This is a genomic window from Type-E symbiont of Plautia stali, assembly GCF_059731115.1.
In genome coordinates, this window is sequence record NZ_AP035906.1 from 2,122,678 (window position 1) to 2,139,298 (window position 16,621).

The following is a 16,621-nucleotide window of genomic DNA, read 5'->3' on the forward strand; positions in this document are numbered from 1 at the left end:
TATTACCTTGCCGGGGAAACACGCTAGCACCCTGTTATGACAGATTTATTTCATTTATCGGCACTCGTTCGAACAGTTTTGTACGCAAATTTGTGCGAGCGATCCACAGCCGCCGCCGTTGTCATTTTTGCATTGCGATTGCTGTACATAACAGTTTTGCTGGCAGGACGAGAGATCGCATTTGGCCGCCACCGGCGTCAGTTGCACCACGGGCGCTTTTCTTTCCGGTTGCCACTGGGTTTGCGCCATAGCACCCGCACTGAACAGCATCATCAACACCATTATCCACTTCATGGGAAATTCCTCGCGAAAAGGTTCTAAACAGTATGGCCTCTCCACCGCCAAATGCCATGCTGGAACATTTGATTCATGATCGGGTTCTACCGCCCCATCGCCGTGCAAATGGTTGCTCGAAATCAGTGCAACTTACGCAACGCACATTTACTGATAACCCATAATAATCAATAAATTAAATAAATCACTGCAAAGAAAAGCGAATGGTACGAAAGTTGCAAGGGTAATCAGGTAGACAAAGGAGACAGTGATGAAAGCGATTGTGATTGGAGCGGGCATTGGCGGCATGAGCGCGGCGATTGCGCTGGAGAAAGCAGGATTCGATACGGCCGTTTTTGAAGCGGTCAAAGAGATGAAGCCAGTCGGTGCGGCGATCTCGATCTGGCCCAACGGCGTAAAGTGCCTGAACGCGCTTGGCATGAAACAGCAACTGCAGGCACTGGGCGGCAATATGGCGTTTATGGCCTATAACGATGCGCACAGTGGTAGCACCCTGACCCGCTTTAGCCTGTCCCCCCTGGTGCAGCAAGTTGGCGAATACCCTTATCCGGTCGCTCGCGCCGAGTTACAGGCGATGCTGATCGATACCTATGGTCGCTCATGCATTCAGTTCGGTAAACGCGTGACCCACGTCGAGCAAAGCACCACCGGCGTCACCGCCTGGTTTGATGATGGTAGTCAGGCTGAAGGCGATTTCCTGGTCGCCGCTGACGGTACGCATTCCGTGGTCCGCCACTATGTGTTGGGAGAACATGTAGAACGACGCTACGCTGGCTACGTTAACTGGAACGGCTTAGTGACCATAGATGAAAGCATCGCCCCAGCCGATCAGTGGACAACCTTTGTCGGCGAGGGCAAGCGCGTCTCCCTGATGCCAGTGAGCGGCAACCGCTTTTACTTCTTCTTCGACGTGCCTTTGCCCAAGGGCTTAGCCGAGGATCGTTCCACTCTGCGCCAGGATCTGAAGAATTACTTCAGCGGCTGGGCCGATCCGGTGCAGCGCCTGATCGACAGTATCAATCCCGATACCACCAATCGGGTTGAAATTCACGACATTGAACCCTTTAGCCGTTTCGTCAAAGGTCGCGTGGCCTTGCTCGGCGATGCGGCGCACAGCACCACGCCAGATATCGGCCAGGGCGGTTGCGCCGCGATGGAAGATGCGGTGGTGCTGGCGCAGACGCTGGCCTCACATTCGCTGGGTATCGAAGATGGATTGCAGCGCTACGAGGCGCGCCGCGTGGAACGCACTAAAGATTTGGTGTTGAAAGCACGTAAACGCTGCGACGTGACGCATGCCAAAGATGCCGAAATCACCGCTGCGTGGTACGCCGATTTGAAAAACGAAACCGGCGAGCGAGTGCTGGCCGGCATGTGCGACACCATTGAAGGTGGCCCGTTGGGTTAATGCCAGGGCGCACACCATGCGCCCTGCTTATCACGCCTCTTCTAAACCGCGATTCTTCAGCATCGGACCAATCTCCGGTGCTTTTCCACGCCATGCCAGCCACAGATGTTGCAGATCGCTGCTGTTACCGCGTGAAAGAATATGATCGCGGAATTGCTGGCCATTCTCACGACTCAACCCACCACGTTCAACGAAAGCCTGATAACCATCATCGGCTAACATTTGCGTCCAGATATAGGCGTAATAACCAGCCGCGTAACCGCCGCCCCAGATATGACGGAAATAGGTGGAGCGATAACGCGGCGGTACAGTGGTTAACGCGATGTGCTCTGCCGCCAGCGCCTGTAGTTCAAAGTGACTGACATCCTGCGGATTGTCCTGCGTGGTCAGCGAATGCCATTGCAGATCCAGCAACGCCGCCGCCAGCAGTTCGGTCATGTCGTAGCCCTTGTTGAACTTAGATGCGCGCACCATCTTTTCACGCAGTTCCACGGGCATCGCATCGCCACTCTGATAATGACGGGCATAGTTGGCAAACACCTTTTCATCGCTGGCCCAGTGCTCGTTAATCTGCGAAGGAAACTCGACAAAGTCACGTGGCGTAGCGGTACCGGACAGGCTTGGATAACGTTGGGTGGCAAACAAACCGTGTAGCGCATGACCGAATTCGTGGAACAGCGTGATCACCTCATCCCAGCTGAGCAACGCAGGTTGCCCAGCCTGCGGTTTGGTGTAGTTGCAGACGTTGTAGATCACCGGTTTGGTGCCCAGCAGCGTGGTCTGATCAACGAAGTTGCTCATCCAGGCACCGCCGCTTTTGTTATCACGCTTATAAAAATCGGTGTAGAACAGCGCCAGCGGCGTATCGTCAGCATCGAAGATTTCATAAACGTTAACGTCCGGATGATACACCGGCAGATCGTGACGCTGCTGGAAGCGGATGCCAAACAGCTGGCTGGCGGACCAGAACACGCCCTTTTCCAGCACATTATTCAGCTCAAAGTACGGGCGGATTTGGCTCTCATCCAGTGCGTATTTAGCTTTTCTCACTTGTTCAGCATAGAAATTCCAGTCCCAGGCGCGCAGCGGGAAAGTGTGGTGCTGTTGTTCAATGATCTGCTGGATATCTGACGCTTCTCGCTCAGCGCGTGCTCGCGCCGCCGGGACGATATTTCGCATAAACGCAAAGGCAGCATCCGGCGTTTTCGCCATCTGATCCTGCATGCTCCACTCGGCGTAAGTATTGAAACCGAGCAGCTTAGCCTGCTCTGCGCGCAGCTGTGCCATACGTAGTACAATTGCGCGCGTGTCATTGTCATCGCCCTGTTCGCTACGCGTGAGTGCCTGGTTAAACAGCGCTTCACGCGTGGCGCGCACTTCCAGTGACTGCAACGCAGGCTGTTGCGTGGTGTTCTGTAACGGCAGCAGCCATTCGCCGTGCAATCCACGCGCCTCCGCTGCGGCTTTGGCGTGCGCTAGCTCTTCTTCACTCAATCCCGCCAGCGCCGCCGCGCTGCTTACCGTATACGCGCCCGTTTTAGTCGCCGCCAGCAACTTATTGCCAAAACGGGTACTCAACGTGGCGAGTTCCTGATTGCAAGCACGCAGTTTGTCTTTATCTGCGTCGCTCAGGCTGGCCCCAGCCAGCTGGAAATGCTGCCAGGTCACTTCCACCAAACGCATCGATTCCGCATCCGGACAGGCAGAGCCGCGATGCTGGTAAACGCTGTCGAGACGGGCAAACAGCTGGCTGTTGAGATGGATTTCATCATTTAGCGCCGTGAGTTTAGGCGTGATTAGCTCGTCTACTTCCTGCAATACATCACTGGTGTTGGCTGACGTCATGGCACCAAATACCAGATTGACGCGGTTTAACAACTGCCCGCTGCGCTCAAGTGCTTCATAGGTGTTGGCAAAAGTAGCCGGTTCAGGATTAGTGGCGATGGCGGCAATTTCCTGACGCTTCTCTTCAATACCCGCTTCAAGCGCCGGAAGAAAATCGGCTTCCTGAATCAGGTCAAAAGGCGGAGTTTGATAGGGCAATGCACTGACGGTGAAAAACGGATTGGCTCGTGAAGTCATTATCGCTCCTGATAATCAGCAACGCCGCAACCGGTGCGGCGGGATGCTTCTATCCTGGCAGTTTCAACGTCACTCAACAACCGCTCTGCTGGCGCTGATACACACTGATGATTTCACCCGCTACCGCCACGGCGATTTCCGCTGGCAGTTTGCCTTTCACATCCGGCAGGCCGAGCGGACAGCGCAGCCGCGCCACTGCATCCGCAGCGATCCCTTTGCCTTCCAGCCGATAGCGAAAGCGCTGCGCTTTGGTAGCCGAACCAATAACGCCGGCATAGCGAAAATCACCGCGCCGCAAAATGGCTTCGCTTAGCGCCAAATCGAGCGGATGGTCGTGGGTCATCACAATGAAGTAGCTGTCGGGCGCGGCCTCTTTGACGCAATCGATCGGGTCCTCTACCTGACGCACCGTGACGCCCGGCGGCACATGGCGAAACTGGGCGGCGCGGCTATCAACCCAGGTAATGTGACAGGGTAACGTTGCCAGCAGGTTTACCAGCGCCTGACCGACGTGGCCTGCGCCGTAAAGCTGGATTTCAGGTTGCTGCTGCATCAGCGGTTCAAACAGCAGCGTGGCATGCCCGCCGCAGCACTGGCCGAGGCGCGCGGCCAGCGCAAACTCTTCGCTGCGCGGCTCCAGACAACGCTGCTCCAGCATGTCGCGCGCCAGCGCAATGCACTGATATTCCAGATGACCGCCGCCGATGGTGAGATAGGTGTCGCTGGCGCTGACCACCATTTTACTGCCGCGATTGCGCGGGACCGATCCGCGCTGGCTCAGCACGGTGACTAAAACGCAGCTCTCACGTTTCTCGCGCAAACTGTGCAGTACGGCGATCCAGTCATGATAAATCATCATCCGCTCCTGAGAGGCGCTGCAGGCCCCAGAAAACGCGCTCCGGCGTGGCGGGTGCATCCAGCAGCGGATGGCGGCGGTAGTTACCCACGCTGGCTACGGCATCCTGTAACGCACACCACACCGCAATGCCCAGCATAAACGGCGGCTCACCCACGGCATTCGAATGGAATACCGTGTCCTGCGGGTTTTTACGGTTCTCTACCAGCGTGACGCGCAAATCATGTGGGACATCGCTGATGGCGGGGATTTTGTAACTCGCCGGGCCGTCTGTCAGCAGCTTGCCCTGATCGTTCCACACCAGCTCTTCGCAGGTTAACCAGCCCATGCCCTGCACGAAACCGCCCTCCACTTGCCCAATATCCAGCGCCGGATTGAGCGAGGCGCCAACGTCATGCAGGATATCCGCGCGCAGCAAACGATACTCACCGGTTAAGGTATCCACCAGCACTTCGCAGCACGCCGCGCCATAGGCGAAGTAATAGAAGGGTTTGCCGCGTCCGGCATTGCGGTCGTAATGGATGCCGGGCACTTTGTAAAATCCGGTGGCGGATAACGGCACCTGATTCAGCCACGCCTGCTGCGCCACCTGCGCAAAGGTAAAGTGCAACTCGCCAACGCGCACAATGCCATTGCTAAAGGAGATGGCGTCGACCGTGCAGTGATGCTGCTGACACAGCATTTCCGTCATGCGATCGCGCAATATCTGCGCGGCATTCTGCGCCGCTTTGCCGTTAAGATCGGCCCCGCTGGAAGCCGCCGTGGGTGAGGTGTTCGGCACTTTTCCGGTGTCGGTCGCCGTGACCTGAATCTGGCTGATATCGATTTGCAGCACTTCCGCGACAATCTGCGCCACCTTGGTATTCAGTCCCTGACCCATTTCAGTGCCACCGTGATTGAGCTGCACCGTGCCATCGGTGTAGATCAAAATTAAGGCACCGGCCTGATTGAGGAAGCTGGAGGTAAAGGAGATGCCAAACTTCACCGGCGTTAAGGCCAGACCGCGTTTCATATAACGATGACTGGCGTTAAACGCTGTGATGTCCGCGCGACGCGTGGCGTAATCGCTGCTGGCTTCCAGCTGTTCCGTTATCTCCATCAGCAGATTATCCTCCACCTGCTGATGGTAATGGGTGATGTTGCGATCCTGCTTGCCGTAATAGTTGCGCTTACGCAGTTCGAGCGGGTCCAAACCGCGCTCGCGGGCGATATGGTCCATGATCTGCTCAATCGCCACCATGCCCTGAGGCCCGCCAAAACCGCGATAGGCAGTATTAGACGCGGTGTGCGTACGGCAGCGATAACCGGTGATCAGCGCATCACCAAGATAGTAGGCATTATCTGCGTGAAACATCGCGCGATCGACGATCGATCCGCTCAGATCGAGGGAATAACCGCAGTTTCCCGCTAAATCGATTTTGACACCACAGAAACGACCTTCATCATCAAAGCCCACATCGTAACGGACAAAGAAGGGATGGCGCTTACCGGTGATACGCATATCATCGCGTCGCGCCAGACGCATTTTTACCGGATGCCGCGTCTGGCGCGCGGCAATCGCACACAAGCAGGCCACACCCGCAGCCTGCGTCTCTTTACCGCCAAACCCGCCGCCCATCCGGCGCATATCAATGGTGACTTTGTTCATGGTGATATCCATCACTTCGGCCACCAGCTTCTGCACTTCCGTCGGGTTCTGGGTCGATGAGAAAACCTGCAGGCTGTCGTCTTCACCTGGGATCACTAACGCGGTCTGGGTTTCCAGATAGAAGTGCTCCTGACCGCCTATATGAAATTCACCCTGAATACGATGCGGCGCACGCGCCAGCGCCGCTTCAGCATCACCCCGTTGATGCACGTGCGGTTGCTGCACAAAGTGACGCTGCTCCAGGGCTTCGCGCACATCCAGGATCGCCGGCAGCGGCTGATATTCGATGATGGCGGCGGCAGCACCGGCGCGCGCGGCTTCGGGTGAATCCGCTGCCACCGCAATCACAATCTGCCCGAGATACTCCACGGTATCCATTGCCAGTAACGGATCGCCCGGTTCTAATGGGCCGACATCATTCAGGCCCGGCACATCGCGCCAGGTTAGCACGCTCACCACGCCGGGCACGGCATAGCAAGGCTGTACATCGACATGTGTAATACGTGCATGAGCATGTTCACTGAGACGCGGGCAAAGATGCAACAGGCCAGGCAGATCCGGCCGGTCATCAATGTAGATCGCCTCGCCCGTGACGTGTTTATCGGCGCTTTCATGCTTCTGACTGCGGCCCACACCGGTTTTCATGTCGCTGGCAAACTGGCTTTTTAACAGCGTTTCGCTGACTTCGGGTCGGTTATGAGACATAGCGCGCCACCTCGGTAAGGGTCAGTTCGCCACAGGTTTGTGCGTAGTAACGACGCAATAGATTGCGCGCGACCTGCAAGCGGTAGTCGGCGCTAGCGCGGAAATCGCTTAACGGCTGGAAATCCTGGCTGAGCGCCGCGCAGGCTTGCTCAATGGAAGCTTGATTCAGTGGCTGACCATTAAGGGCGGCCTCGGCTGCGGTTGCCCGTTTGGGCGTTGCGGCCATGCCGCCAAAGGCCAGTCGTGCCTGCACCACCACGCCTTCTTTAAGCTGAATGTTGATGGCGATAAACACCGCCGAAATATCATCATCCAAACGTTTTGCCACTTTCCATGCCACGAAATCAGGTGACACCGTCACTTTCGGTATCACTATTGAGTGAATGAATTCCCCTGGCTGCAACACGGTTTGCCTGTAGCCAGTGAAGAACTGGTCCAGCGGGACTTCACGAAGGCTTTCTCCCTGCTGCAACACCAATCGCGCATTGAGTGCCAGCAACATGGGCGCAGAATCACCGATCGGCGAAGCATTGCCGATATTGCCGCCGAGCGTACCCTGATTGCGGATCTGTAATGATGCAAAGCGCTCCAGTGTGGCACTGAAGGCAGGAATTCTCGCCGCCAGGAAATGGTAGCAATAATGAAGCGGTGCAGCAGCGCCCAGATGAATATCCTGCTCATCCTCAGAACAGGCGCTTAACGCCTCAACCTGCTCTAACGCGATTAACAGCGGTAAGCGTTGGTACTGCTGAGTCATTTTCAATGTGAGATCGGTGCCGCCGGCCAACAATTGCGCTTCAGGATACTGCTGATACAGTGCCGCGAGCTGTGCCAGTGTTTTCGGTACGAAACAGCGGCTGCCGTTGGCTTCCAGTATTTGTACTTCCCGGTTATTCAACGCCTGTAAGCGCTGAACCAGTGCCGACTCATCCGCCGTAAAATTATCTTCTGCGGGTTGCTCACAAGCTTGCTGTGCGGCGGCCATAATTGGCCGGTAGCCCGTGCAGCGACACAGATTGCCTGCCAGCGCTTGTTCAGCCTGCTGCGGATTCCAGCCCTGTGTATTTTTCTGCAAAGTGAACAGCGACATGACAAAGCCCGGCGTACAGTAGCCGCATTGCGAGCCGTGGCAATCCACCATCGCCTGCTGCACGCTGTGCAGTTCACGGCCCTGTTTCAAATCCTCCACGGTGATCAGCTGTTTGCCTTGCAGGCTGCTAACCAGCGTCAGGCAACTGTTGATGGCCTGATAGTGCATTCGCCCCGCCACCACTTTTCCCAGCGTCACCGTACAGGCACCGCAGTCACCTGATGCGCAGCCCTCTTTGGTTCCCCGCCGCTGTTGATGGCTACGCAGGTAGTTAAGCACGGTCAGATTCGGGTCTAAGGCCGTTTCGGTGACCAGCCGATTATTCAGCAGAAACTGGATCATACCGTTGCCTCTTCTCGCTCGCGCTGCCACACCGGTTTGCCGCTGACCCAGGTTTGCGCAATGTTGCGGTCGTCTCCCAGCGTCATCATCACAAATAAGCGTTCCCAGATATCTTTGCTATTACCGCTACGCAGCTTTTGCAGCGGCGAAACCGCCGGGTCGATCACCACGAAATCCGCTTCTTTGCCGGGATTGAAATTGCCAATTTTATCGTCGATATCCAGTGCATGCGCGCCGCCCAGCGTCGCGTGGTAAAAGGCTTCGCAGGCGCTGAGTTTGTACTGCTGTAACTGCCCAACCTTGTACGCTTCACCGAGGGTTTGCAGCATATTAAAGGTGGTGCCTGCGCCGACATCGGTGCCGATGCCCATGCGCACGCCCTGCTGCCAGCAGCGTTTAATATTGAACAGGCCACTGCCAAGAAACAGGTTCGACGTCGGACAAAATGCGATAGAGGAATCGGTGTCGTGCAGGCATTGCCACTCGTTCTCTTCCAGATGCAGGCAGTGTGCAAACACGCTGCGCTTTCCGGTGAGCTGATGGTGATGATAAACGTCGAGGTAACAGTCCCGCTCCGGGAACAGCGATTTGACCCACGTGATCTCCTGCTGATTTTCGCTCAGATGGGTGTGCAGCCAGGTATCCGGGAACTCGCTGCGCAGTTGACGGACTTTCTCCAGCAGTTCTGGCGAGGAGGTGGGCGCGAAACGTGGCGTCAAGGCATAGCTTAAACGCCCACGCTGGTGCCAGCGTTCAATCAGTTCACGCGTGTCCTGATAGCTCTCTTCCGGTGTTTCAGTCAGATACGCGGGGGCGTTGCGGTCCATCATCACTTTTCCGGCAATCAGACGCATATCCAGCTGTTGCGCGGCCTGGAACAACGCATCGACCGATTGTTTGTGCACCGTGCCAAACACCAGCGCCGTGGTGGTGCCATTGGATAACAGTTGCTGCAGGAAGAAGGCAGACATCTGTGCCGCGTGATCCGGGCAGTGATATTGGCCCTCAACCGGAAAAGTATATTGGTTTAGCCACTCCAGCAACTGTTCGCCAAATGCGCCAATCATCTCTGTTTGCGGATAATGAGTATGTGTATCCACAAAGCCCGGCACGATCAGCTTGCCGCGCAGATCGATTACCCTGGCGGTATCAGTGCGCCCTTCTGCAATCTCCCAGTTTTCAAGCGACACCACCTTACCCTCGCGCAGCGTCAGCAAGCCGTCTTCGAGGTAGCGCGCATGCGCAGCGATATCATCGGGCTGAGAAGCCAGTGCGGTGAAATCAAAAAAGCTGGCGCGCAATAGGGTTTCAGAGGCGTAAGGCATAACGGTTCCTTGATAAGTAAAAGTGCAATGAGTTGCCTTCAAGGTTTATTGCAAACGCTATGCCAATGAGGAATTATAAAAATAGTTCTATCTATCAACAACTTACCCACCACGCATTCAATTTCATGTCCCTTTGGAACCGCAATCGAATGCGCAATCGGTTGCTAAAATAAGCAACCGATTGCATGGGGATAAAAAGCGTGTCAGGTACGAGATGTCTGAGTAAATAAGCGTAATGACAACACGAACTGCGCGCCATTTAAGTGCAGCGCCGCACGCTTGTAGTGCACAGATTTTACTTCAGGAAGATTCCGGTGTGGCAGAGGAAGGATTTGGGTGTGCTAAGAAGCGCTGATAATGAAAACAAATGAGAGGGAATACGATGAGACAGATGAAATAAGAGAATTAATACAGAAATATTAAACATCATCATGGCATGCGGATGTATCAGCATAAGAACAACCGCATAAAAATCATCTTATTAAAACTCAAAAAAGAAGATTATTGTCTGCTTTTCCTTGAATCCCGTTGATATTAATTGGGATTTATCTCTATTAAAACTAATATCAGCCTTCCAGGGAATATCATCACTTAAGAGCGACGTTTATGTTTAATCGCATGATATCAGGAGTGGCCAGTGCCATTCTGTTAACTGTATCACCCATAACGCACGCAGCCAGTTCATTACCCACGCCGACAGAAGCTGACTGGATCGCAAAAGAATTTAGCTTTAATAGCGGTGAAAAATTAAAAGATGTGCGCATTCACTACATTACTTTAGGTGATAAGAATAAACCAGCGGTATTATTACTGCACGGAACCAATCAACCTCTGAGTGCCCTACTGGCACCGGGATTTGCCGGGGAGTTATTTGGCCCGGGACAGGCGCTGGATGCCAGCAAGTATTTTATTATCATCCCGGAAGGCATTGGTTCAGGAAAATCATCCAAACCTTCTGATGGCTTGAGAATGGCCTTCCCGCATTACGATTACGACGATATGGTGACAGCACAATATCGGCTGATTAAAGAAGGTTTGGGCATTTCGCATTTACGCCTGGTGATGGGCTATTCCATGGGCGGGATGCAGACGTGGCTGTGGGGTGAAAAATATCCCGGCATGATGGATGCACTGGTCCCGATGGCGTCGCAGCCGAATGAGTTATCCGGACGCAACTGGATGCTTCGCCGCATGCTGATTGAATCGATCAAAGGCGATCCTGCCTGGGCTGAAGGCAACTATCAACAGCAACCCCCTACGCTTAAAACCGCCAATATCATGTTCAGCATTGCCACCACCGGCGGTACGCTCGCTTATCAACATAAAGCTCCGACGCGCGCGCTGGCAGACCAACTGGTGGATGCACGTCTTGCTGCGCCTGTCACCGCGGATGCCAACGATTTCATTTATATCTGGGGTTCGTCGGCAAATTATAATGCCATGCCTGGGTTGAACCGTATTACCGCACCAATGCTGATCATTAATTCAGCAGATGATGAACGTAATCCGGTTGAAACCGGCATTTTGCAAAGTGAATTGCCCAAGATAAAGAAAGCGGAGTTACTGCTCATTCCGGCCAGTGCTGAAACCAGCGGTCATGGCACTATGATGCAAGCAAAGTTTTATAATAAAAAACTGCAGACCTTCTTAGCCGAGACCGCTAAGCCTTAGTATTTGGGTTAAATCCGCCTGTTGACGGGAAGTCACACTCATGACTTCCCCTTTTAATAAAAAAATCATTGTTACTACGCCTTCATCTTTTTCAATTAAACGTTCTCAGGGAATAGTTATGTTTCATAGAATAAAGATCCGCACCGCCCTCAGCATCATGGTTTTTTCATTAACAGCATTATTGCTGTTCGTCGGTATTTTAGGGTTATTTGCCGTACAGTCTGGCAATAAATCCTTTGCCACCGTTGATACCGAAGTTTTGCCGGGCCTGGTGGCGCTCAATGAAAGCTCAGAACTTTTATTACGTGGACGACTGGATTTGCGTTTATATGAATCACTGGTGGGCAGTGGCGATGCCGAAAAAGCCAAAGTCGCGCTAGAGCGCGCCAGAGGAAAAATAGATAACGCCAGTGCGAAATGGCAGGAATATCTGAAATATCCACAATCCTCAGCAGAGAAGCCAATTGCGGCTGAAATGGCCACTACACGCGATGCGCTGATGAAAGAGTTTATCGATCCGGCTTTTGCCGCGCTCGAAGCAGGCAAACTGGATGAATACCGCCAGCGTGCAGGGAAATCAACGGCGTTATACGGTGCCTTTGATAAAGCCTCTAAAGCGCTGGTGGCCTTTAAAATTAAAAGTATTGATGTCGCATACAGTGACTCCAGCGATCGGGTTCAGCATATGGCGTTTACGCTGTATTTTTGTATCGCCTGTGCGCTGGTTTTGGCCGCGCTGGCCTGGTCGGTGATGACCAATCTTATCGTTAAGCCGCTCAATCATGTGATCAACGTGTTTGATCGCATCGCCGAAGGCGACTTACGTGCGCGCATCGACATCTCCGGTAAAAATGAAATTGCGCAACTGTTTGCCGCTGTCCAGCGTATGCGCGATGGCCTGGCGAACATGGTGTTGATGGTCCGCAGTGGCACCGATGCAATCGGCTCCGGCGTAGAAGAGATCGCCACCGGTAATATCGATCTTTCCAGCCGTACTGAGCAACAGGCGGCCTCGCTGGATGAGACGGCATCCAGTATGGAGCAGATTATGGCGACAGTGAAAAACAATGAGGACAACACGCGCAAAGCTAACGCATTGTCGCAGAAGGCTTCAGATTCTGCTTCGCGTGGTGCAACAGTGGTGTCTGAAGTGGTCACCACCATGAGTTCCATTGAGAAAAGCTCGGCAAAAATCGGCGACATCGTCGGTGTGATTGACGGCATAGCCTTCCAGACCAACCTGCTGGCCCTGAACGCTGCGGTAGAAGCCGCGCGCGCCGGTGAAGCAGGACGCGGTTTTGCCGTGGTCGCTTCGGAAGTTCGGGTGCTGGCTCAGCGCAGCGCCACCGCCGCGAAGGAAATTGGCCTGATGATCAATGACTCGCTCAGCAACATTGAGCAGGGTTCAGGACTGGTTAAAGATGCTGGCGTCACCATGAATGAAGTGATGCTCGATGTGAAAAAAGTGGTCGATATCATGGATGAAGTGATGCTGGCATCCGGCGAACAGACGCGCGGCATCTCGCAGATCAATATCGCTATCCAGCAGATGGATGGCGTAACACAACAGAATGCCTCACTGGTGGCTGAAGTGGCTACCGCTGCCAGCTCACTGCAACAGCAGGTGGTGAATTTGCAGCAGTCGGTGACGCAGTTTCAGGTTGATGAGGATGCGATGCCATTGGCCACTGACCGTTATACCGACTCGCATCAGCTGTCCCTCGTCGCGTTAAATTAAGCGGTATCAGCGAGTGCATTCGAGCGCTCGCTTCGTTAAGGAAAGTGTGCCCGTCTCTCATTATCATGATGACGGGCGCGCTAACTCCCTTCCCCTTTTTAGTGCCTTAATACTCTTCCACCGCGCAATCGTTTCCCTACAGTTTTAGATGGGGTTACCGATAACTGAATACGTATTCCGTATTTTCAGTGACGCAGGACGCATTCTGGAAAAAACAAACCTCTAATGTGATCCAGTTGGGTGGAAGGTCAAACATGTTTAAAACAATACGCTCGCGTTTAATCGCTATCAGCGTGGTCATCACGGCAGTATCCCTTATCGCACTTGCCACTTTTACCTACACCACCGTGCGTGGAAAGACACTTGAAAGCATTGATGAGCACATTGGCCAACTCTCCCGCGTTCATGCGGCGGAACTGGCTGGCTGGGCGGCAGAGAAACAACGGATCACCGGTTCGATCAAAACGGCTTTTGGTCGTCATGACGATGCGGTCCCTTTTCTGCGTGCGGCGATCGAAGCTGGCGAGTTTGATGATGCCTATATCGTCTATCCTGAGCCTCATTCCCATGTGTTCGTCCACCCTATGCCAGCCACCTATGATGGCAGCCAGCGTCCGTGGTATCTGGAAACGGTTAAAGCTGGCCATCCGGTGTTGCTGGACCCTTATGTTGATGCGTCAACCGGCAAGCTGACCATTACTTTTGCTCAGCCGATTGTCGATAACGGAAAAACATTGGGTGTGATCGGCAGCGATCTGCACCTGGATACCGTCTCCAATACGGTGAATGCGATTCATCCACTGGAGAAGAGCTTTGCATTCCTGGTGGACAGCAGCGGTAAATTGATTGCCGCGCCGAAGTCAGACCTTATTCTCAAGCCGGTCACTGAGTTGTCACCTTCACTCGACCTCAAAGTCATCCAAAATCTGGCCAGTCAGGGCGGACATGCTGAACTGACTATCGGCGGTGAACAGCAGTTCGTTTATGCCTCTCCCGTCAAAGGGACGCCGTGGTCACTGGTGATTGCCGTTGATCGTGATGAAGTGACGGCATCTCTGACGACATTACAGCGGGAAAGCATCCTCATCACCCTGGTGAGTCTGATTATTACCGCGCTGATTGCCGGGCTGGTGTTCAACCAGCAGTTGCGTCGCCTCGCCATTTTACGCGACGCCCTGGAAGACGTTGCTTCAGGGGAAGGTGATCTGACGCGTCGCCTGGAGGTGCGCGGCGGAGATGAGCTGGCGCAGATATCAGCGGCATTCAACCGCTTTGTTGAAAAACTCTCGGGCGTGCTGCTGCGCGTGCGTGAAGGTGCCAACAACATCGCGCTTGCTTCCAGTGAAATCAGCGGTGGCAACAATGATCTGGCCTCTCGTACCGATGAACAGGCAGCAAGCCTGGAGGAAACGGCCGCCACGTTAGAAGAGCTGACTTCAACGCTGAGCAATACCGCCAGTAATACTGAGCAGGCGCGCCAGTTTGTCAGTGGCGTGGCCTCCGCGGTCAGAGACAACGGTGCCGTAATGAACGATGTTTCGACACGCATACAGGAAATCTCGAACGATTCGCAGAAAATGTCCGAAATTATTAAGGTGATTGACGGCATTGCTTTCCAGACCAATATTCTGGCACTGAATGCTGCTGTTGAAGCTGCGCGAGCGGGAGAATCTGGAAGAGGCTTCGCGGTGGTTGCCAGTGAAGTGCGTAGTCTGGCGCAGCGCAGCGCGGGTGCCGCGCGCGAGATCAAAACACTGATTGATGACACGGTTGCACGCGTGACGTCAGGCAGGGAGCTGGTTGTGAAAGCCGATCACGGAATGACCAGTATTGTGTCTGATATCCACAATATGACGCAGCTGATTGAAGAGATTGCCCATGCCAGCCGCGAGCAGAGCGATGGTATTGGTCAAATCAATATCGCGATGGGGCAAATTGACACCACCACGCAGCAGAATGCGGCGCTGGTTGAAGAGTCCGCCAGCGCAGCTCAATCCATGTCCGAGCAGGCCGCCGTAATGGCAGAATTGGTCAGCACGTTCAAATTGATGGATAACGCTGATGCGGTGATATCCAAATCTGAAAGCCACGTGAAAAAGCCGGTTCTCTCTCCGCTGAAATCGCGTACAGCGCTGGCAACAGCGGGAAGCTCCCCAGAGGATAACTGGAGTTCTTTCTGATTCACTGAGCCAAAACACGCGCCTGGTATCGTGGTGATAAACCGCGATGCCAGGTTCGCTTTCGTTCGCAACGCTGAGCAAACAGCAGGCCGAATCCGGTTATGAATTGAATACCTCTGATAGCACACGTCAGGCTCGGTGAGTCATAAAAGCAGCAGCATGTCTTGAATCAACCAAAGCATGCAACCTGTTAGCATGGATTGACCCACGTGCAGTGCTGTGTCCGTGCCTCCGCCCTCCTCAAAGCTGCAGGTTAAATGCCCTCCACAGCGGCTAATCCCACATTTATCGCAACGCACAACGACCATGAGCCTGCATAGATGGTTTATGATGTATACGGTTTATGGATTGGAGAGCTGAGTACAGCCGGGTAAATTTGCTCAACCAGGCACATACTAAATGATCTCGCTTCCCCCGCCCATAATTCGTAGAGTTTCATTGTTGGTTTTTAAATTTAAAATCAATTGGTTAACATTGACGTACAATTGTTTAAGGAACAGTGAGATGATTATTTTTGTCACTGGCGCCACCGCCGGTTTTGGTGAAAGCATCACCCGTCGCTTCATCGCTAATGGTCATAAAGTGATTGCCAGCGGACGCCGCGCAGAGCGTCTGAAAGCGCTGAAAGAGGAGTTGGGTGCCAACCTTTATACCGTTCAGTTGGATGTGCGTAATCGCGCCGCTATTGATGAAGCTATCGCTGCGCTGCCCGCAGAGTGGCGTGAAATCGACGTGCTGGTGAATAATGCCGGTCTGGCATTAGGGATCGAGCCCGCGCATAAAGCCAATATTGAAGACTGGGAAAACATGATCGACACCAATAACAAAGGTTTGGTGTACATGACGCGTGCCGTGCTGCCGGCCATGGTGGAGCGCAATGTCGGTCACATCGTAAACATCGGCTCCATCGCGGGCAGCTGGCCTTATCAGGGCGGCAACGTTTATGGCGCGACCAAAGCATTCGTACGCCAGTTCAGCCTCAATCTGCGTACCGATTTGCACGGTACCGCGCTGCGCGTCACCGATATCGAGCCGGGTTTAGTGGGTGGCACCGAGTTTTCTAATGTGCGCTTCAAAGGCGATGATGGGCGTGCGGATGCCGTTTACGAAGGCACCACCGCGCTGACAGCGGAAGATGTCACTGAAGCGGTGTATTGGGTCACGACACTGCCTAAACACGTCAATATCAATACGCTGGAAATCATGCCGGTCTCCCAGACGCTTGCGGGTCTGAAAGTGCATAAAGGCTGAATATTGTCACGGGCGCACAGGTTGCGCCCAT

General features: G+C 53.9%; 11 protein-coding genes. 5 read left to right on the forward strand and 6 right to left on the reverse strand.

From position 1 onward, the window contains the following. Positions 1-54: 54 nt before the first annotated feature. A complete protein-coding gene (locus tag AC6I8L_RS09740; RefSeq protein WP_058960503.1) occupies positions 55-294 on the reverse strand; it encodes a hypothetical protein in 240 nt (79 codons plus the stop codon). 250 nt (positions 295-544) lie between these two features. On the opposite strand from AC6I8L_RS09740, the gene hpxO reads away from it, so the two are divergent. Continuing rightward, positions 545-1,702, forward strand: coding sequence for an FAD-dependent urate hydroxylase HpxO (gene hpxO, locus AC6I8L_RS09745; protein ID WP_058960502.1), 1,158 nt, complete (start codon positions 545-547; stop codon positions 1,700-1,702). Positions 1,703-1,732: 30 nt separating this feature from the next. On the opposite strand, the gene dcp is transcribed toward hpxO, so the two are convergent. The 5 genes from dcp to guaD form a co-directional block, all read right to left on the reverse strand. After that, complete coding sequence (gene dcp, locus AC6I8L_RS09750; RefSeq protein WP_058960501.1) at positions 1,733-3,784, reverse strand: peptidyl-dipeptidase Dcp; 2,052 nt, start codon at positions 3,782-3,784, stop codon at positions 1,733-1,735. 73 nt (positions 3,785-3,857) lie between these two features. Further along, positions 3,858-4,640 carry a xanthine dehydrogenase accessory protein XdhC gene (gene xdhC, locus AC6I8L_RS09755; protein WP_058960500.1) on the reverse strand — a complete coding sequence of 261 codons (783 nt, stop codon included), beginning with the start codon at positions 4,638-4,640 and terminating at the stop codon, positions 3,858-3,860. Further along, positions 4,627-6,993, reverse strand: a complete 2,367-nt coding sequence (gene xdhB, locus AC6I8L_RS09760; RefSeq protein ID WP_058960499.1) for a xanthine dehydrogenase molybdopterin binding subunit — start codon at positions 6,991-6,993, stop codon at positions 4,627-4,629. The genes xdhC and xdhB overlap by 14 nt, the downstream gene beginning before the upstream one ends. After that, positions 6,983-8,425, reverse strand: a complete 1,443-nt coding sequence (xdhA, locus tag AC6I8L_RS09765; protein ID WP_058960498.1) for a xanthine dehydrogenase small subunit — start codon at positions 8,423-8,425, stop codon at positions 6,983-6,985. Before xdhA ends, xdhB begins: the two co-directional genes overlap by 11 nt. Continuing rightward, complete coding sequence (guaD, locus tag AC6I8L_RS09770) at positions 8,422-9,750, reverse strand: guanine deaminase (protein WP_058960497.1); 1,329 nt, start codon at positions 9,748-9,750, stop codon at positions 8,422-8,424. The genes xdhA and guaD overlap by 4 nt, the downstream gene beginning before the upstream one ends. 606 nt (positions 9,751-10,356) lie before the next feature. Here guaD and AC6I8L_RS09775 point away from each other — a divergent pair. From AC6I8L_RS09775 to ydfG, 4 genes are all read left to right on the forward strand, one after another. After that, positions 10,357-11,421 (forward strand): alpha/beta fold hydrolase, encoded by a 1,065-nt coding sequence (locus AC6I8L_RS09775; protein ID WP_058960496.1) that lies wholly within the window; start codon positions 10,357-10,359, stop codon positions 11,419-11,421. Between the two features lie 118 nt (positions 11,422-11,539). After that, positions 11,540-13,159, forward strand: a complete 1,620-nt coding sequence (locus AC6I8L_RS09780) for a methyl-accepting chemotaxis protein (RefSeq protein WP_058960495.1) — start codon at positions 11,540-11,542, stop codon at positions 13,157-13,159. A 254-nt stretch (positions 13,160-13,413) separates the two neighbouring features. Next, positions 13,414-15,339: a methyl-accepting chemotaxis protein gene (locus AC6I8L_RS09785; RefSeq protein WP_064511340.1), complete on the forward strand. Its 1,926-nt coding sequence runs from the start codon at positions 13,414-13,416 to the stop codon at positions 15,337-15,339. A gap of 504 nt (positions 15,340-15,843) precedes the next feature. Next, complete coding sequence (gene ydfG, locus AC6I8L_RS09790; RefSeq protein WP_058960494.1) at positions 15,844-16,590, forward strand: bifunctional NADP-dependent 3-hydroxy acid dehydrogenase/3-hydroxypropionate dehydrogenase YdfG; 747 nt, start codon at positions 15,844-15,846, stop codon at positions 16,588-16,590. Positions 16,591-16,621: the final 31 nt, after the last annotated feature.